Raw genomic sequence first — 16,183 nt, forward strand, 5'->3', positions numbered from 1 at the left:
ATGAGGATTATGCGGCCTGTTGCGGCTTACGGATCGCGGGCCAGTCGCTGATCGATGGCAAGGGCGGTGCGGGCTTGCCGATGCCGATGCTGCAGGTTGATTCGCCGGGCCTCGCCGATGCCAATCGCGGTGAAGGCGAGCGCGGCGCCAGGCCCGGCTTGCGCCAATCGCGGCAGGTCCGCAGCGATCACATAGCCCAGTCGCGCGTATCCGCCAACGGTTTGCGCGTCTGCCAACAGAATGATGGGCTGGCCATCGGGCGGCAATTGGATGCAGCCCACTGCGACGGGCTCGGAAACGTTGTGGTGCGGGGCGTTCGGCAACGGCTGTCCCTGCAGCCGGATGCCTTGGCGATTGCTGCTGGGGCTGACCAACCATGTCCGGTCCGCCAGAGTGGTCGAGGCCGGATGCTCGGCGGACACAAAGCGAAGCGGAAGGTCGATCCCGGAATTGTGGTCGTCTGCGCCGATCCACCACGCGGCGCGTTGCGGGACTGCGGTCTCCACGCGTGGGGATTTGCCCAGTGGGAGCAGATCGCCCGCACGCAATGCGCGCCCCTCTATTCCCCCGAAGCCGCCACGCAGGTCGGTGCTACGGCTGCCCAACGCCATCGGCAAATCGAAGCCGCCCGCGACCGATAGCCATGCGCGGATGCCCCCACGGAGGCCGCCCAGTTTCAGTTCGCCTGCGGGCACGGTAAGCGGGCGCTGGCCGGGCAAGGCACGGCCATTCGATGTCGCCGTGACCTCGGCCCCGACGATGGCGATCCTCGCCGCTTGCGTCAGTTTCAGGGTCGGGCCTTGCAGGGTCAGCTCCAGCACTGCCGCATCGAGCGCGTTGCCGAGCAGTCGGTTGGCTAGTTCCATAGCGTCGGGATCCAGCGCGCCGGCACGCGACACGCCCAGATGGCGCCAACCCTCGCGACCGCGATCCTGGACGGTGGTCAGCGCGCCGGGCGCGATCACTTCCCAAGCCTTCATGGTTTCCGTAACCGGTCGAAGGCGGAAAGATCGATGCGCTGGAATCGGACGCGATCGCCAGGCGCCAACAGTGCGGGCGACGCGCGGGCGGCATCGAACAACACCAGCGGCGTGCGTCCCAGCAGCCGCCAGCCACCCGGGCTTTCGCGTGGATAAATACCGGTCTGGTTGCCGCCGATCGCCACCGAGCCCGCGGGCACGCGGGTGCGCGGCGTGGCCAGGCGCGGCAACGCCAAGGAGTCCGGCAGGCCGAGCAGATAGGGGAACCCCGGTGCGAAACCGATCATCGCTACGGTGTAGTTGGCGGCACTATGGCGATGGATGAGTTCATCGGGGCTGATGCCGAGTTCGTTCGCCGCCTCGACCAGATCGGGCGCCATGTTCAAGTCGTAGCAGACCGGGATTTCGACGAGTCTCGGAGTCGCCACACCTGCGGTTTCCGGCTCTTGCAGGATCGCACGCAGCGCGGTGGCGACGAACGCATGGGGATCGGCATCGTCGATCCTGCCGCAATCGAAGAACACCGCCAGACTTGCGTAGGCCGGTACGGCGTCGCGCAGCCAGCACGGGTCCCGTTCGCGCAGCCGTCTTGAAGCTTCCAGCGCCCGGGTGTTGTGCATGGCGTCGATGACTTCGCCGAAACGCAGCAGCAGCGCGTCGTCGGCCAGCGGCTCGAACGTCGGCAGGTTCATGCCAGCCGCTGTCGCCAGTAGGCGATTCTGGTATCCAGCGTCGTTTGCGGGTATCGCTCGGCTGCACCGCTTCCCCACACCGGTCCTGGCCAGGCGGCGTCGCCCGCATGACGGCCGACCAGATGCACATGCAGCTGGCGCACGATGTTGCCTAGGGCTCCGATGTTCAGTTTTTCCATTCCCGGCTCCGTACGTATCAGGTTGCCGGCCTGGTTGATCTCGGCCAGCAGCAGGCGTTGCTGCGCGCCGTCGAGTTCCAGCCATTCCGATACCTGCGGCACGCGCGGCACCAACACCAGCCAAGGGAAACGGGCGTCGTTCATCAACCGCACTTGCGACAGCGGGCCGTCGGCGATGAAGACGCTGTCGGCGGCCAGGCGCGGGTCGAGGATGAAATCGGTGGAAATCATAAATGCTCGTCGAAGAAGGCCAGGGTCCGCGAGCGCGCGAGCGCGGCGCTTTGCGGGTCGAAATCGGCGCGTGCGTCGCAGTTGAAGCCGTGCCCAGCGGGATAGACGTAGACCGGCATCTGCGGCAACAGCTGGCGATGCTTTTCCACCATCTCCTGAGGGATCGAGGCATCGCGTTCGCCGAAGTGGAAGATCACCGGCGCCTTCGGCGTTTCGCCCAGGAAGGGCACATTGCGCTTGCCGTAGTAGCTGGCCGACGGCAGTCCCAGGCGCAGTGCGGCCAGCAGGGCAACGGTGCCGCCCCAGCAATAACCCACCGTGCCCACCTTGCCCTGCGCGGCCAGTGCGTCGGCGGCCGATGCGGTCATGTCCAACGCCTTCTCCAGTCCCAGCCGTGTGATCAGATCGCTGCCCTTGGCCATGCCGTCAGCGTCGTAGCCCAATTCCACGCCGCGCTCGAGCACGTCGAACAACGCCGGTGCCAGCACCGCGTAACCTTCGTCGGCGAATCCGTCGGCCACGCTGCGGATGTGCGCGTTGAGGCCGAAGATTTCCTGGATGACTACCAGCGCGCCGCGCGGCGCAGCGACTGGAAACGCTTTCCAGGCGGCGATGGCCCCATGCGGTGTGTCGATCTCTATCCAGGCGCCCACGTGGCCTCCAAAGCAAAAAGCAGAGGGCTACAGTTTAGGGCGGTCGTCCGGTTCCGTGGGTGCGTCGTGGTCGGTTCGCCTTGCGGCGGCCGATGCGACGGCAACATGTCCCTTACCGTCGCCCGTCTGCGTTACCTTTCACCAACGCGGCAGGGGTGCCGCTTGGATAGGGGGAGCCATGACCAGCAAATATTTCCGCAGACTTTTTCGTGCCGTTTTCCTGCCCGCCTGCGCTTGTTGGGCTATGGCTGCTTCGATTCGCACGACAGCCGCCGAACTGTTCATGCCCGACGACAAGCTGCTGGCCGACTACTACTTCAATGCCATGGAACTACCACCGGGCATGGAACTGGAAAAGCGGCTGGACGCGGACTTGAATGCCGACGGCCTGACCGATATCGCCTTCGTCGCGCGCAATGACGAGTCGCGCGTGCTCGGCGTGCTGTTCGGCTTCATGGAGGAAATGGACATGGGCCACTCGCCTGCCGGCAAGACCGAGCTGGCGGTCGATGCGCTGGGTCCGGCATCGCTCAGCACGCCCAAGGGTGTGCTGGTGGTGGAGGACTTGACCGGCGGCACCACCGCGATTTCATCGACCTACCGCTATCGCTACGAAGCGAAAAGCAAGCGCATGCGCCTGATCGGCGACGACGTGAAGCTGTACAGCCGCACCAACGCGCACGGTTGGCAGGAAATCAGCACCAATCGCCTGACCGGTCTGCAGATCCGTCGTTCCGCCGATCTGGACGATGCGGGCGAATACGTGGAAAAACCCGAAACGCGCGGCAAGGTGCCGACCACGCCGCTGTACATCGAGGACGCGCCCGCGCCGGAAGCGACGCTCGGCTGGGACCAGTAGCGACTCCCGCCGCGCCGCGTCAGGCTTCGTATTCGACGCCGATGATGGCGAAGCTGGCGATGCCGGTGGGCAGCGAGGCCTCGAACTCATCGTCGATGCGCTTTTTCAGCATGGCCCGGGCCAACGGCGAGTCGATGCTGATGTAGCCGCGCGAAGCGTCGGTTTCGTCCGGACCCACGATGCGGTAACTCGACAGCGCGCCAGTGCCGATATTCTCCAGCTCCACGGTAGCGCCGAAGAAAACCGCTTCCGGATCCGTGGGCGGGGTATCGACCACGCGCAATTCTTCCAGGCGTTTGCTGAGATAGCGCACGCGGCGGTCGATCTCGCCGAGTTGTTTCTTCCGGTAGTGGTATTCGGCGTTCTCCGAGCGGTCGCCTTCGGCGGCGGCGGCGGTGAGCGCTTTCACCACTTCCGGCCGCCTTACGCGCCACAGATCGTCCAGTTCCGCCTTCAGGCGTTCATGGCCTTCGCGCGTGATCAGGGCGGTGCTTTTTTCTCCGGGCGGACGCCAGCGGCTCACTTACCGGCGGCCCGCTTATCGGCCGGCGACGCGTCGAAAAACGCGCGCGCCGTTGTCGGTGCGCAACTCGTCGTTGGAGACGATTTCGAAAGCGACGTCTTTCGCCGATTTGCTGTTCGGGTCCAGCAACAGGCTCTTGTTGCCGGTACCGCTCCAGGTGCCGTCGCTGGAAATGGAGCCGCCACCCGCGTTCAGTGTCTGCACGTAACTGCCGTCGGCGCGCAGTTCCAGGACCGATTCGCCGTCGCTGAAGCTGCCGGCGATTGCCTTGCTGTCCACTGCGGAGGCATCTGCGGCGGCCGGCGTGTTCTCGACCACGGAAGTGGCGTCGACCGGGTTGGCGGTATTCGCAGGTGCGGTAGTCGAGGCGGCAGCAGGCTCAGCCGGTGCCGCAGGTTCCTCGCGTTTGCAGGCGGTGGCCAGCATGACGGCGAGCGCAAGCAGGATTAGGGTCCGATTGGTCATGGTCTGATTCCTTGTGGTTTGTTACAGAAACTTGCCGAAAGCGGCTAGCGTGCGTGGTGGAACGGCATCGAGCGGGCAACCGCTGCGCAATACGACCCAGCGCTCACCGCTTGCTCCCCGTACGCTTGAGGCCATGCGGCGAGTCGCGCTCGTCGGCGGCGTTACAGTCGCTGCCATCCAGCGACAAGAGGTTCGCGTCGTCGCTGATGCGGAAGCCGAACCTCTTCTCTTCGCCATCCCCATGGTTGAGGATCAGGCAACTGCCCGCGATCTCGTCTATCCACCAGTCGCCGCGCAGCGTGCGTGCGCGCGAGCCCTGTTCCGAGCAGTCGACGGTCAGTACGTAGTGATGCGCCTTATCCAGGGCCAGGCGCGCGATCATGTTTTCGCATGCGTGGTCGCGCAAAGTTCCGGCGTAATGCCCGGCCAGTTCGTGTTGGCGCTCTTTAGGCCACACGATCGGTCCATAACCGCCGTTCTCGGTCGCGACCTGAGCCACTGCGAATTGCGCCATACCCCACAACGCCAATATGAGGAGTTGCTTCCCTGCCTTCATCGTCGCTCTCTCCCATGCCGAATCAGCGCTTGCCGCCGAAAATGCCGCCCAACAATCCGCGCAGTATCTGCCGACCGACCTGACTGCCTACGGTACGCGCAGTCTGCTTGGCCATGGTTTCCACCATGCCTTGGCGACGCTTGGTGCCGAACACCGCGTCCTTGATCGACTGCCCGAAGCCGCCCGCTTCCGGGTCGTCCTTGGCCGGTGGCGCATCGGCGGCCTTGCTGGCGGTTTCGGCGCGCTTGGCCAGCATCTCCGATGCGGATTCGCGGTTGACCGGGTTGTCGTACTTCATTCCCACCGGGCTGCCGGCCCGCACCTGGCTGCGTTCGGCATCGCTGATCGAACCCATGCGGCAACGCGGTGGCGCGATCAGGGTCTGCTGCACCGGCATGGGAATGCCTTTGTCCTGCAGCGTCGACACCAGCGCTTCACCGGTGCCCAGTTTGGAGATGGCTTCGGCCACATCGAGCTTCGGATTAGGCACGAACGTCTCCGCAGCGACGCGCACGGCCTTCTGGTCGCGCGGGGTAAACGCGCGCAGCGCGTGTTGCACGCGGTTGCCCAACTGGCCCAGGATGTTGTCGGGCACGTCGTCCGGGAATTGCGAACAGAAGTACACGCCCACGCCCTTGGAGCGGATCAGGCGCACGACCTGTTCCACTCGCTGCACCAGCGCCGGCGGGGAGTCGTCGAACAGCAGGTGGGCTTCGTCGAACACGAACACCAGCTTGGGCTTGTCCAGATCCCCGACTTCCGGCAATTGCTCGAACAGTTCCGACAGCAGCCACAGCAGGAAGCTGGAGTACAGGCGCGGGTTGAGGATCAGCTGGTCGGCGGCGAGGATGCCGATCACGCCGCGACCATCGGTACCGGTGCGCATCAGGTCGGCCAGTTCCAGCGCCGGTTCGCCGAAGAAACCTTCGCCGCCGTTCTGCGCCAGGCGCAACAGCGCGCGCTGGATCGCACCGACCGACTGAGTGCTGACCAAGCCATATTCGGTGGCGATGTCCTTGCGCTCGTCGGCGACCAGCGCCAGTAGCGCGCGCAAATCGTCCAGATCAAGCAACAGCAGGCCGCGGTCGTCGGCGAGCTTGAACACGATGTCCAGCACGCCGCTCTGGGTGTCGTTCAACTCCAGGATGCGCGCCAGCAGGATCGATCCGATCTCGCTGACCGTGGTGCGCACGGGATGGCCCTTCTTGCCGTACAGATCCCAGAAGATCACCGGGCTGGCGCCGGGCGCGTAGTCGCCGACGCCAAGGTCCTTCGCGCGCTGCAGGATCTTTTCGTTGCCGTCCCCCGCTACCGCCAATCCCGCTACGTCGCCCTTCACGTCGGCCATGAACACCGGCACGCCCATGCGCGAAAAACCTTCGGCCAGGGTCATCAGGGTCACGGTCTTGCCGGTACCGGTGGCGCCGGCGACCAGTCCGTGGCGATTGCCGAATTTGGGCAAAAGCGTGACGGCGATATCGTCGGTAGTGCCTTTGCCTAGCAGGATGGGGTCCATGTCATTCCTAGCGATGAGTCGAAGCGCGAATTCTAGCGGCTCAACCTGTCGCGCAGGGCAACAGAGGCGCTTGTCAACCTTGCCCCGCGCGGCGCCAGGGGGCTAACCTGCCTTTTTCCCGTAGTCGTCCTTACTGATGCCGTCCCCACAATCCTTGTTCCGCGCCTGGCCCTTGCTGGTCATGCTGCCGCTCTTTTCTGTTGCTCCCTCCGCCTTGGCCCAGCGCGTCTCGGCACGCGACAAGGAGGCCTTGGAAGTCCTCGACCAGCGCATGGCCGCTGCCGAGAAGCGCTACCGGGACGCGCTGGTGCTGAGCGCCAACAGCGACCCCAAGGGCACCACCGAGGGCGATGCGGCGCTGGAGGACATGGAAGACGTGATGGACGCCTGCCTCAAGCAGAAGGGCTGCCAGGTGCACACCATGCTCAGCGCTTACAAGCGTCTGTTGAAGCAGAACGTGGATGCCGAATCCTCCGCCTCGGACGAAGAGGGCGAGGTCGATCTGCTGGACGATGGCACCGACCACGCGGCGGCCATCGCGATACCCGAAGCGGCGCGCGCCGCGCGCCTGCTCAACGACCAACGCCACGCCTTCGACAAAATGGTGCAGTACAACCCCGCCGTGCAGGCCGGCATCCGCCGTTGGCTGACCGACATGCGCGTGTCGTTGATCACCAGCTACGAGAACTATCAATACGTGCGCCCGCTGATGTGGCCCTCATGGGAGAAGCACGCACTGCCCGAGGCCCTGCTGTTCGGCATCATGGCCAAGGAATCCAACGGCCGCGTGCATGCCAATTCGCGCGCCGGCGCCGCCGGCCTGATGCAGTTTATGCCGGCCACTGGCCGGCGCTTCGGCCTGGGCCCGGACGGCACCGGCTTCGACACGCGCTTCGACCCGACCGCGGTGGGAATGGCCAGCGCTGAGTACCTGGACGAGCGCATGGGCGCCCTCAACCGCAGCATCGAGCTTTCGCTGGCGGCCTACAACGGCGGAGAAGGCCGCGCCCAGCGGGTATACAACCAGTTCGCCGGCCGCAATTTCTGGGATGAGGTTGTCTACAACCAGTTTCCGGGCGAGACCAAAGACTACGTGCCCATGGTGATCGCGGCGGCCTGGCTGTTCCTGCATCCCAAGCAATATGGGCTGGAGTTTCCCAAGGTCGACGCCGAACCTGCGACTTTCCCGCTGGCCAAGTCCGCGTCGATCTACGAACTGACCATTTGCCTGGGCAACGGAGGAACGCGCGACGGCTATATGCGCGCGCTGCGCAACCTCAACCCGCGCTACGAGCCTGACCAGTGGATTCCCGCCGGCACGCAGATCAAGGCCACGGCCAAGATCGCCAGTCTGTACAACCGCAACTGCGTCAGCGGCCCGCGTGCGGACCTGGCGCGTACCTTGATCGCCGCCGACGTCAATGCGGCGATCATCCGCAACCCGCTTGCCGGCAGCGTGGCGGTGGGCGACGTCACTCCCATTCCGGGCGTTCCTACCACGGTGGCCACTGGCGAGCCCAAGCCGGCCAAGCCCAAAGCCGAACAGGTCCGCGACTATCGGGTGGCGCGCGGCGATACGCTGGGCAAGATCGCCAAGAAGTTGCGCTGCGACCTGAAACAGCTGGCACGCGCCAACGGTCTGCGCGCGCCGGGATACAGCGTGAAGCCGGGGCAATCGCTGAAGCTGGAAAGCTGCAAGAAGTAGCGGCCTGATAGGCTGCGAATGCCCAGACGCCGTTCTTCGGGGCGCTGAATAAAATGAATGTCTCCCGTGCCGGGCTTCTGTCCGGCGCGGAAATGACTAGACTCCGTTGCAGTACAACTTGGGGATTTGAATGAAAGCTTCTATGTCAGCGGTTCTGCTGACCGCCGTCGTATTGTCTGCTTGCTCGGGCGACAACGCCGAAAAGGCTGCCTCCGGCACCGTCTCCAAAGCGGTGGAACTGGTCAAGGGTGCGGCCACAGGCGCCAGCAAAGGGGTTGAGGAAGGCCGGAAGGCCAGCACCAGTGTCGATGGCGCGCTGATCGTCAGCAGTGGCAAGGAGCTCGGATCCTCGCTCAGGGGCGAAGTGCTGGAAGCCAAGGCGGGCGAAACCGTCGTGGTCACACTGGGCTTCGCAAACCCCGGCGACGTGCCGGTGCGAGTGACGGAGCTGGCGCAGAATAATCACGTCACCGCGCTGGATGGCGAAGGTTATGCCTGCGCCACGCAGTCGGTGGACGACGAGTTCACCGTGCCGGCGAAGGCCAAGCTGAAGGTCGAGATGGCTTTTGCTTGCGGCGACAAGGCCATCGCCAAGGTGCGCTTGTTCGATACCGAGTACACGGTATCGCCGGATAGAATCGTTTCCGCCAAGTAAGCTCTTCTCACCCTGCATCCAAGGACTGAACATATGAATGCGCTGGCAAGTAAAGTCTTTCCCGTCCTCTTCGCCGGCCTTGCCTTGCTGGGTCTGGCCGCCTGCAGCAACGAGGAAGGCGAACGCAAGGCGTTCATCGAATTCCTGCAGACGCGCATCGTGGATCAGCCGGGCCTGCGCGTACCCAAGCTGAGCGCCGAGGAACAGAAATCGCTGGGCCGGTATGCGGCGCAGTATGCGGTGATCGGCGATTTCAACGACAGCATGGGCAAGGCGTTCACCGAAGCCAGCCCCGCCATGCAGACCATGGCTTCGCTATCGACGCCGCAGGCGCTGGTGCAGGAGCAGGCGCGGATCGGCGAGGCGCGCGCGGCGCTGGCCAAGGTCAAGGGCCAGCTTGGCGAACAGCTGGGCAAGACGCAGGCCGATCGCGCCAAACTGCAGCAGCCCGACGACGTAAAGCCGGTATTCCAGGCCGCTTACGAAAAAACGGTGGTCAAACCCAGCGAGCTGATGCTCAAGGTGCTGGAGCAGACCGATGGCATTCTTGGCGAGGCGCAGAATTTCGCCACTTTCCTGAAAACCAACGAAGCCTCGGTGAATTTCGTAGGCTCGCAGGTGGAAGTGAACAGCCCTGCGCTGTTGGAGGAGCTCAATGTGCATCTGGGCGCATTGAACGACAAGCGCCAGAAGCTGATGGCGTTGCAGAACGAACTCAATGCCATGGTGCGTTGAACGGGACGCCAAGGACTAAGGAGCGCGTCGCAACGCGCTCGGATCGTTCCGTCACGGGGTGTTCGAGACGATCCGGGCGAGGGCTTGCCCGCGCCGCGCGAGGAACGAGACGCCAGCGGCAACGAGCGCGTCGCAACGCGCCCGGATCCTTCCGTTAGTCGTCAAGGTGCGTTCGGAACGAGTCGGGCAAGAGCTTGCCCGAGCCTGACCGGCGATTCGGCGACCAGTTCGGGGGAAAGCTCCGCTATCCCCGGCGGCAACAGCACGATCACGGTCGACCCGTAATTGAACCGGGCCATCTCCGCAAACCGCTCGAGAGTAATGTTCTTCCCGCGCCAATCCTTGCGGGTGATCGCGTCGCCGTAACGCGGGATTTCCACGCCGCTCCACACCGTTTCCACGCCGGACACCAGTAGCGCGCCCACCATCACCGAGACCATCGGCCCGAAATCGGTGTCGAAGTGGCAGACCAGACGCTCGTTGCGCGCGAACAAGCGCGGCACCGTGGCCACCGCCGCCGTGCCCACGCTGAAAAGACGGCCAGGCACGTGCACCGTCTCGCGCAGAGTACCGGTCCACGGCATGTGCACGCGATGGTAGTCCTTGGGCGACAGATAGACGGTGGCGAACAGGCCGTTCTGGAAAGGTTTGGCGGCTTCCGCGTCGCCCAGCAGTTCGGCGGCGGTGAACGACTGGCCCTTGGCCTGGAAAATGCGACCATCGCGGATCGGGCCGCACTGGCTGATGCGGCCATCGGCAGGCATCAGCAGCGCACGCGGATCCGGATCGGCCACGCGCGCGCCGGGCCTGAGCGCGCGGGTGAAGAAGGCATTGAAGGTCGGGTAGGCCGTGGCGTCGGACTGCGCGGCTTCCTCCAGATCCACACCGAACTTGCGCGTGACGGTGTCGATCAGCCATTGCTTGGTGCGCGGCGAAGACGAATACGCCAGCCGTCGCGCCAAAGAGGACATCAGCCGGTGCGGCAACAGATAGGTCAGGCGCGTAACCAGGCTCATTTCTTCGTCGCCAGGGTCAAGGCGGCCATGTCCTCGGCGATCGCCTTAGGCTGGAACGGAGGCTTGATGAAGCCGACCATGCGGCCTTGCGGATCCAGCACGGCGATGTTGGCCGAGTGGTCCATGCTGTAGTCCTTGGGGTCCGTTTCGAAGTGATTGCCGGGCATTTTCTGGAACACGAACATCAGCGACTTGGCGAACGACTCCAGCGCCGGCACGTCTGCGGTTGCCGCCAGAGTGTCCGGATGGAAGGCATGCGCGTACTCGCCGATCCGCGTCGGAGTGTCGCGTTCGGGGTCCACCGACACGAACAGCACGCGCGGGCGAGTGCTATCGGGCAGCGACTTCCACTGGTTCTGCGCCTGGGCCAGCTCGGCCAAAGTGGTGGGGCACACGTCAGGGCAGTAGGTGAAGCCCAGGAACACCAGCGTCCAATGTCCGTTCAGTTCGCCTGAAACCAGTTGGGTGCCGTCCGACTGCCGCAGCGAAAACGCGGGCAGGGTGCGCGCTTGCGGGAACATCGTGATGCTCGTGGTCTGCGGCCATTGCGGGCCGGTGGACTTGGCGCCGAAGTACTTCTGCGCGGCCAGCAATCCCAGGCCGGCGGCCAGGGCGATGATCAGGATGAAGCCGATTTTGCGGTTGAACATGGACGGGGCTCATAGGTGATGGCTTGAATAAATCTGGAAACCGTTCGTGGTGAGCCTGTCGAACCACGCTCTTGGCGTGACCTTTCAGGTCGCAGCGGTGGTTTTCTTTTTACTCGAAAAGCGTGGTTCGACAGGCTCACCACGAACGAGGTTCTAGTGGTTCGATCGTCCCGCAATGCCTGCCAATCAAGACGGCAATGATACCGGCGCTTCGGTTTGCATACCCCTATAATCTCCATCCGACCCGAGAAAAGCCTTGCCATGACTGCCGACCCGGCCGCCGAACTGCATACGATCATCGACCTGATCCGTTACGGCGCCAGCCGTTTCAATGCCTCCGACCTTACCTTCGGGCACAGCTACGACAATGCGCTGGACGAAGCCACGCAGTTGGTCCTGCATACCCTGCACTTGCCGAACGACCTGGGCCCGGCCTACGGCGTTGCCCGCGTGACCGCGCCGGAGAAAGCCGAGATCCTGGCCCTGTTCCAGCGCCGCATCGAGGAGCGAGTGCCGATCGCCTACCTGACCGGCGAGGCCTGGTTCGCCGGACTCAACTTCAAGAGCGACAACCGCGCGCTGGTGCCGCGTTCGCCGATCGCCGAACTCATAGAAAGCGGCTTCGAGCCCTGGCTGGGCGGGCGCGAAGTGTTGCGCGCGCTGGATCTGTGCACCGGTTCGGGCTGCATCGCCATCGCCATGGCCCACTACAACCCCGAATGGCACGTGGACGGCGTGGACATCAGCGACGACGCGCTCGCGCTGGCCGCGGAGAACAAAGCACGGCTACACGCCGACAACGTGAAGCTGTTCAAGTCCGATCTGTTCTCCGGACTTTCGGGCCAGCACTACCAGCTCATCGTCACCAATCCGCCCTATGTCACCAATGCCGAAACCGACGCGCTGCCGAAGGAGTATTCCTACGAGCCCGAACTCGGCCTGCGCGCAGGCGACGACGGTCTGGACCTGGTGCTGAAGATCTTGCGCGATGCGCCCTTGCACCTGAGCCAGGACGGCCTGCTGATTTGCGAGGTCGGCGAATCCGAAAAGGCGCTGGTGGAGTTGCTGCCGGATGTCGAATTCGCCTGGATCGAGTTCAAGGTAGGGCAGATGGGCATCTTCGCGGTGGAATGCTCGGAGTTGATCGTGCATCACCCGCGCATCCGCGAACTGGCGAATGCGCGGCCGTGACACGCAGAAAAATCAGCCGTCATTCCCGCGAAGGCGGGAACCCAGCGACTTTGGTTTTCTGGGCAAGCGGGCAAAAGCACAAAGTCACTGGGTTCCCGCCTTCGCGGGAATGACGATTCGATAGACATTGCGGAGTAGAGGCAGCGTGTCCAGCAACAGTTTCGGAAAATTGTTCACCGTCACCACCTTCGGCGAGTCCCACGGGCCGGCCATCGGCTGTGTGATCGACGGTTGTCCGCCGGGTCTCGAAATCGCGGTGGGGGAATTCCGCGCCGATCTTGATCGTCGCGCCACCGGTAAGTCGCGCCACACCTCGGCGCGGCACGAAGCCGACGAAGTGGAGATCCTTAGCGGTGTCTACGAAGGCAAAACCACCGGCACGCCCATCGCCCTGTTGATCCGCAACACCGACGCGCGCAGCAAGGACTACAGCAAGATTTCCGAGCAGTTCCGCCCCGGCCACGCCGACTACACCTACTGGCAGAAATACGGCATCCGCGATCCGCGCGGCGGCGGACGCTCCTCTGCGCGCGAAACCACCATGCGGGTGGCGGCGGCGGTGATCGCCAAGAAATGGCTGGCGCTGCATTTCGGCGTGCGCGTACGTGGCTACCTGTCGCAGCTGGGCGAAATCACCCCACAAGCTTTCGACTGGAATGCGGTGGAAGACAATCCGTTCTTCTGGCCGTCGGCCGAGCAGGTGCCGGTGCTGGAGAGCTATATGGATGCGCTGCGCAAGTCCGGCGACTCGGTCGGCGCGCGCGTCAATGTGGTCGCCGACGGCGTGCCGCCGGGCTGGGGCGAGCCGATCTACGGCAAGCTGGACGGCGAGCTCGCCGCGGCGCTGATGAGCATCAATGCGGTCAAGGGCGTGGAGATCGGCGACGGCTTTGGCGCGGTCGTGCAGAAGGGCACGGAGCATCGCGACGAAATTTCGCCGGAAGGATTCCTGTCCAACCATGCCGGGGGCATCCTCGGCGGCATTTCCACTGGTCAGCAGGTCACCGCTTCCATCGTGCTGAAGCCCACTTCCAGCCTGCGCTTGCCGGGCAATACCGTGGACATCGAAGGCAATGCGACCGAAGTCGTCACCACCGGCCGGCATGATCCCTGCGTGGGCATCCGCGCCACGCCGATCGCCGAGGCGATGATGGCGCTGGTGCTGATGGACCAGGCACTGCGCCATCGCGCCCAGTGCGGCGATGTCGGCCCAGTCGCGCCGCTGATCCCAGGCAGCGCGCGTTCAGACGGCGGGCATGGCTGAGCCGCGGCCACCTCCACGGGTGTGGGTGTCGCAGCCGCTGTTCGATGATGTGATCGCGCGGCTGGAAGAGTATTTCGAGGTCGTGTCCACATCGGATGTCGCCGAATACACGCCGGAGCAGATCTCGGCCGCGTTGAGCGATGCGAGCGGCGCGCTGGTGACCCTGAACGAACGTATCGGCGCCGAACAGATCGTCGCTGCGCCGCAGCTTCGAGCGGTCGCCAACGTCGGTGTCGGCTACAACAATCTCGACATCCCGGCGCTGTCCGCAGCGGGTATTACCGCCACCAACACGCCGGATGTGCTGACCGAAACCACGGCGGATTTCGGCTTCGCGCTGCTGATGGCGACGGCACGCCGCATCACCGAAGCCGAGCGCTGGCTGCGCGAAGGCCATTGGCGGCAGTGGTCGTTCCAGACCATGCTCGGCGCCGACCTGCATGGCGGCACGCTGGGCATCCTGGGCATGGGCCGGATCGGGCGGGGCATCGCCAAACGCGCCTCCGGCTTCGACATGCGGGTGCTGTACCACAACCGCAGCCGGCTGCCGGAAGCCATCGAGCGCGAGGCCCGTGCCGCCTATGTCGGTTTCGACGACCTGCTCGCGCGGGCCGACCATCTGCTGCTGGTGCTGCCGTATTCCAAACAAAGCCATCACCTCATCGGCGCCAAGGCCCTGGCGGGAATGAAACCCACGGCCACGTTGGTGAATATCGCGCGTGGTGGAATCGTCGACGAGGACGCCCTGGCCGAAGCGCTGGCCGGCGGCAAACTGGCGGCGGCGGGGTTGGACGTGTTCGAAGGCGAGCCCGCGATCAATCCGCGCCTGCTGGCGCTGCGCAACGTGGTGCTGACCCCGCATATCGCCAGCGGCAGCCTGGCCACCCGGCGCGCGATGGTGTCGCTGGCGGTGGACAACCTGATCGCGGCGCTGGGCGTCGGCCCGAACGCCGGCAAGCCGCCTAATCCGATCAGCGCATAAAGCCCGGTTTCCGTTATCCTGCCGGTACACGTAGGAGCTGCGGAAGCTGCGACCGAAAGGCTCCGGCAGGTTGGCGCGCGCGCCGCGGCCGGATGCGTCTCAAGACTAGTGCAGCCCTACGACCGGTCCCACCCCCACCACCACTTGAGTTGAAATGAGCGAGAAGAAGAGCTTCAAAGTCGCGGTCGTTGGCGCCACCGGTGCCGTCGGCGAAGTCATGCTGTCGATCCTGGCAGAGCGCAAATTCCCGATCAGCGAACTGGTCGCCCTGGCCAGCGAACGCTCGGCGGGCGCGGACGTCGATTTCGGCGGACGCAAAGTCAATGTGCAGGATTTGGCCACTTTCGATCCGACCGGCGTGGATATCGCGCTGTTTTCGGCCGGTGGCGGCATTTCCAAGGAATACGCCCCGAAATTCGCCGCCGCTGGCGCGGTGGTGATCGACAACTCCTCGGCCTTCCGTTACGACGACGACGTGCCGCTGGTGATCAGCGAGGTGAACCCCGAGGCGGCCAAGAACCGTCCGCGCGGCATCATCGCCAATCCCAACTGCTCCACCATGCAGATGCTGGTGGCGCTGGCGCCGATCCATCGCGCGGTGGGCATCGAACGCATCAATGTGGCGACCTACCAGTCGGTTTCGGGCGGCGGCCGTTCGGCTCTGGAGGAGCTGGGCAAGCAGACCGGCCAGCTGCTCAACTTCCAGGGCATCGATCCGCAACGGTTCCCGGTGCAGATCGCCTTCAACCTGATCCCGCACATCGACGACTTCCAGGACAACGGCTACACCAAGGAAGAGATGAAGCTGGTCTGGGAAACCCGCAAGATCCTGGCCGACGACAGCATCCAGGTGAATCCCACCGCCGTGCGCGTACCCGTGTTCTATGGCCACTCCGAAGCGGTCAACGTCGAAACCAAGACCAAGATCAGCGTCGCCGACGTACGCAAGTTGCTGGAATCCGCGCCTGGCGTGGAAGTGGTGGACGAACCCGTCGCCGGCGGCTATCCGACTCCGGTCACCCATGCTTCCGGCACCGATGCCGTTTATGTGGGCCGTATCCGCGAGGATTTTTCCCACCCGCGGGCCATCAATTTGTGGGTGGTCTCGGACAACATCCGCAAGGGCGCGGCGCTGAACGCCGTGCAGGTAGCTGAACTGGTCGCCGCCGAATAGGCCCGTAGGTCGGGGCTACGCCCCCGACCTCAGGGAATCCGGAATCCACGCGCGTCGGGGGCGTAGCCCCGACCTACCGGGTGAAGACACATTGCAGGGACCGAAAAAGCTATATTCCCCGGTGGGAATGAACGGGGAACGTGCTTGAAACATGGTT

General features: G+C 64.5%; 18 protein-coding genes. 8 read left to right on the forward strand and 10 right to left on the reverse strand.

The window, feature by feature from the left end:
- Nucleotides 1–26 precede the first annotated feature (26 nt).
- From J2W94_RS03240 to J2W94_RS03255, 4 genes are read right to left on the reverse strand one after another with little or no spacing between them, the layout of a single operon-like run.
- Entirely contained in the window at nt 27–980 is a 954-nt protein-coding gene (locus tag J2W94_RS03240; protein ID WP_310090259.1) for a biotin-dependent carboxyltransferase family protein, read from the reverse strand.
- Nucleotides 977–1,672: a 5-oxoprolinase subunit PxpB gene (gene pxpB / locus J2W94_RS03245; protein ID WP_310090261.1), complete on the reverse strand. Its 696-nt coding sequence runs from the start codon at nt 1,670–1,672 to the stop codon at nt 977–979. Before pxpB ends, J2W94_RS03240 begins: the two co-directional genes overlap by 4 nt.
- On the reverse strand, nt 1,669–2,082 hold the full coding sequence (locus J2W94_RS03250; RefSeq protein ID WP_310090262.1) for an HIT family protein: 414 nt from the start codon (nt 2,080–2,082) through the stop codon (nt 1,669–1,671). The genes pxpB and J2W94_RS03250 overlap by 4 nt, the downstream gene beginning before the upstream one ends.
- Complete coding sequence (locus tag J2W94_RS03255; protein ID WP_310090263.1) at nt 2,079–2,735, reverse strand: dienelactone hydrolase family protein; 657 nt, start codon at nt 2,733–2,735, stop codon at nt 2,079–2,081. Before J2W94_RS03255 ends, J2W94_RS03250 begins: the two co-directional genes overlap by 4 nt.
- A 244-nt stretch (nt 2,736–2,979) precedes the next feature.
- On the opposite strand from J2W94_RS03255, the gene J2W94_RS03260 reads away from it, so the two are divergent.
- Nucleotides 2,980–3,594: a hypothetical protein gene (locus J2W94_RS03260; protein ID WP_310090264.1), complete on the forward strand. Its 615-nt coding sequence runs from the start codon at nt 2,980–2,982 to the stop codon at nt 3,592–3,594.
- Nucleotides 3,595–3,613: 19 nt separating this feature from the next.
- Here the strand turns inward: J2W94_RS03260 and greB are convergent, their stop codons facing one another.
- From greB to J2W94_RS03280, 4 genes are all read right to left on the reverse strand, one after another.
- Nucleotides 3,614–4,117, reverse strand: a complete 504-nt coding sequence (gene greB, locus J2W94_RS03265) for a transcription elongation factor GreB (protein WP_310090265.1) — start codon at nt 4,115–4,117, stop codon at nt 3,614–3,616.
- 15 nt (nt 4,118–4,132) lie between these two features.
- Nucleotides 4,133–4,582 (reverse strand): hypothetical protein, encoded by a 450-nt coding sequence (locus J2W94_RS03270; RefSeq protein WP_310090266.1) that lies wholly within the window; start codon nt 4,580–4,582, stop codon nt 4,133–4,135.
- A gap of 103 nt (nt 4,583–4,685) precedes the next feature.
- Nucleotides 4,686–5,138 (reverse strand): hypothetical protein, encoded by a 453-nt coding sequence (locus J2W94_RS03275; RefSeq protein WP_310090267.1) that lies wholly within the window; start codon nt 5,136–5,138, stop codon nt 4,686–4,688.
- Nucleotides 5,139–5,160: 22 nt separating this feature from the next.
- The gene (locus J2W94_RS03280) at nt 5,161–6,654 is read right to left on the reverse strand and encodes a helicase HerA-like domain-containing protein (protein ID WP_310090268.1); all 1,494 of its coding nucleotides are present in this window, start codon (nt 6,652–6,654) and stop codon (nt 5,161–5,163) included.
- 136 nt (nt 6,655–6,790) lie between these two features.
- On the opposite strand from J2W94_RS03280, the gene J2W94_RS03285 reads away from it, so the two are divergent.
- From J2W94_RS03285 to J2W94_RS03295, 3 genes are all read left to right on the forward strand, one after another.
- Nucleotides 6,791–8,359 carry a transglycosylase SLT domain-containing protein gene (locus J2W94_RS03285; protein ID WP_310090269.1) on the forward strand — a complete coding sequence of 523 codons (1,569 nt, stop codon included), beginning with the start codon at nt 6,791–6,793 and terminating at the stop codon, nt 8,357–8,359.
- A 142-nt stretch (nt 8,360–8,501) separates the two neighbouring features.
- On the forward strand, nt 8,502–9,014 hold the full coding sequence (locus J2W94_RS03290) for a hypothetical protein (protein ID WP_310090270.1): 513 nt from the start codon (nt 8,502–8,504) through the stop codon (nt 9,012–9,014).
- A gap of 33 nt (nt 9,015–9,047) precedes the next feature.
- Complete coding sequence (locus J2W94_RS03295) at nt 9,048–9,749, forward strand: DUF3053 family protein (protein ID WP_310090271.1); 702 nt, start codon at nt 9,048–9,050, stop codon at nt 9,747–9,749.
- 161 nt (nt 9,750–9,910) lie between these two features.
- Here J2W94_RS03295 and asd read toward each other — a convergent pair whose 3' ends face one another.
- The gene (gene asd / locus J2W94_RS03300; RefSeq protein WP_310090272.1) at nt 9,911–10,765 is read right to left on the reverse strand and encodes an archaetidylserine decarboxylase; all 855 of its coding nucleotides are present in this window, start codon (nt 10,763–10,765) and stop codon (nt 9,911–9,913) included.
- Nucleotides 10,762–11,415, reverse strand: a complete 654-nt coding sequence (locus J2W94_RS03305; RefSeq protein ID WP_310090273.1) for an SCO family protein — start codon at nt 11,413–11,415, stop codon at nt 10,762–10,764. The genes asd and J2W94_RS03305 overlap by 4 nt, the downstream gene beginning before the upstream one ends.
- Nucleotides 11,416–11,676: 261 nt before the next feature.
- On the opposite strand from J2W94_RS03305, the gene prmB reads away from it, so the two are divergent.
- The 4 genes from prmB (at nt 11,677) to J2W94_RS03325 (ending at nt 16,026) form a co-directional block, all read left to right on the forward strand.
- Nucleotides 11,677–12,606, forward strand: a complete 930-nt coding sequence (gene prmB / locus J2W94_RS03310) for a 50S ribosomal protein L3 N(5)-glutamine methyltransferase (RefSeq protein ID WP_310090274.1) — start codon at nt 11,677–11,679, stop codon at nt 12,604–12,606.
- Between the two features lie 145 nt (nt 12,607–12,751).
- The gene (aroC, locus tag J2W94_RS03315) at nt 12,752–13,870 is read left to right on the forward strand and encodes a chorismate synthase (RefSeq protein ID WP_310090275.1); all 1,119 of its coding nucleotides are present in this window, start codon (nt 12,752–12,754) and stop codon (nt 13,868–13,870) included.
- Nucleotides 13,863–14,852 (forward strand): 2-hydroxyacid dehydrogenase, encoded by a 990-nt coding sequence (locus J2W94_RS03320; protein WP_310090276.1) that lies wholly within the window; start codon nt 13,863–13,865, stop codon nt 14,850–14,852. Before aroC ends, J2W94_RS03320 begins: the two co-directional genes overlap by 8 nt.
- 154 nt (nt 14,853–15,006) lie before the next feature.
- On the forward strand, nt 15,007–16,026 hold the full coding sequence (locus J2W94_RS03325; RefSeq protein ID WP_310090277.1) for an aspartate-semialdehyde dehydrogenase: 1,020 nt from the start codon (nt 15,007–15,009) through the stop codon (nt 16,024–16,026).
- Nucleotides 16,027–16,183 lie beyond the last annotated feature (157 nt).

It is taken from the genome of Pseudoxanthomonas sacheonensis (genome assembly GCF_031455975.1).
In the GTDB taxonomy this organism is placed as follows: Bacteria; Pseudomonadota; Gammaproteobacteria; order Xanthomonadales; family Xanthomonadaceae; genus Pseudoxanthomonas_A; species Pseudoxanthomonas_A sacheonensis_A.

Coding starts and splice junctions, on each gene's coding strand:
- J2W94_RS03275 (WP_310090267.1), bottom strand. CDS start 5,138: ATGAAGGCAGGGAAGCAACTCCTCATATTGGCGTTGTGGGGTATGGCG.
- asd (WP_310090272.1), bottom strand. CDS start 10,765: ATGAGCCTGGTTACGCGCCTGACCTATCTGTTGCCGCACCGGCTGATG.
- J2W94_RS03285 (WP_310090269.1), top strand. CDS start 6,791: ATGCCGTCCCCACAATCCTTGTTCCGCGCCTGGCCCTTGCTGGTCATG.
- J2W94_RS03280 (WP_310090268.1), bottom strand. CDS start 6,654: ATGGACCCCATCCTGCTAGGCAAAGGCACTACCGACGATATCGCCGTC.
- J2W94_RS03240 (WP_310090259.1), bottom strand. CDS start 980: ATGAAGGCTTGGGAAGTGATCGCGCCCGGCGCGCTGACCACCGTCCAG.
- J2W94_RS03260 (WP_310090264.1), top strand. CDS start 2,980: ATGGCTGCTTCGATTCGCACGACAGCCGCCGAACTGTTCATGCCCGAC.
- J2W94_RS03305 (WP_310090273.1), bottom strand. CDS start 11,415: ATGTTCAACCGCAAAATCGGCTTCATCCTGATCATCGCCCTGGCCGCC.
- J2W94_RS03325 (WP_310090277.1), top strand. CDS start 15,007: ATGAGCGAGAAGAAGAGCTTCAAAGTCGCGGTCGTTGGCGCCACCGGT.
- J2W94_RS03290 (WP_310090270.1), top strand. CDS start 8,502: ATGTCAGCGGTTCTGCTGACCGCCGTCGTATTGTCTGCTTGCTCGGGC.
- J2W94_RS03250 (WP_310090262.1), bottom strand. CDS start 2,082: ATGATTTCCACCGATTTCATCCTCGACCCGCGCCTGGCCGCCGACAGC.
- J2W94_RS03295 (WP_310090271.1), top strand. CDS start 9,048: ATGAATGCGCTGGCAAGTAAAGTCTTTCCCGTCCTCTTCGCCGGCCTT.
- J2W94_RS03270 (WP_310090266.1), bottom strand. CDS start 4,582: ATGACCAATCGGACCCTAATCCTGCTTGCGCTCGCCGTCATGCTGGCC.
- pxpB (WP_310090261.1), bottom strand. CDS start 1,672: ATGAACCTGCCGACGTTCGAGCCGCTGGCCGACGACGCGCTGCTGCTG.
- J2W94_RS03320 (WP_310090276.1), top strand. CDS start 13,863: ATGGCTGAGCCGCGGCCACCTCCACGGGTGTGGGTGTCGCAGCCGCTG.
- prmB (WP_310090274.1), top strand. CDS start 11,677: ATGACTGCCGACCCGGCCGCCGAACTGCATACGATCATCGACCTGATC.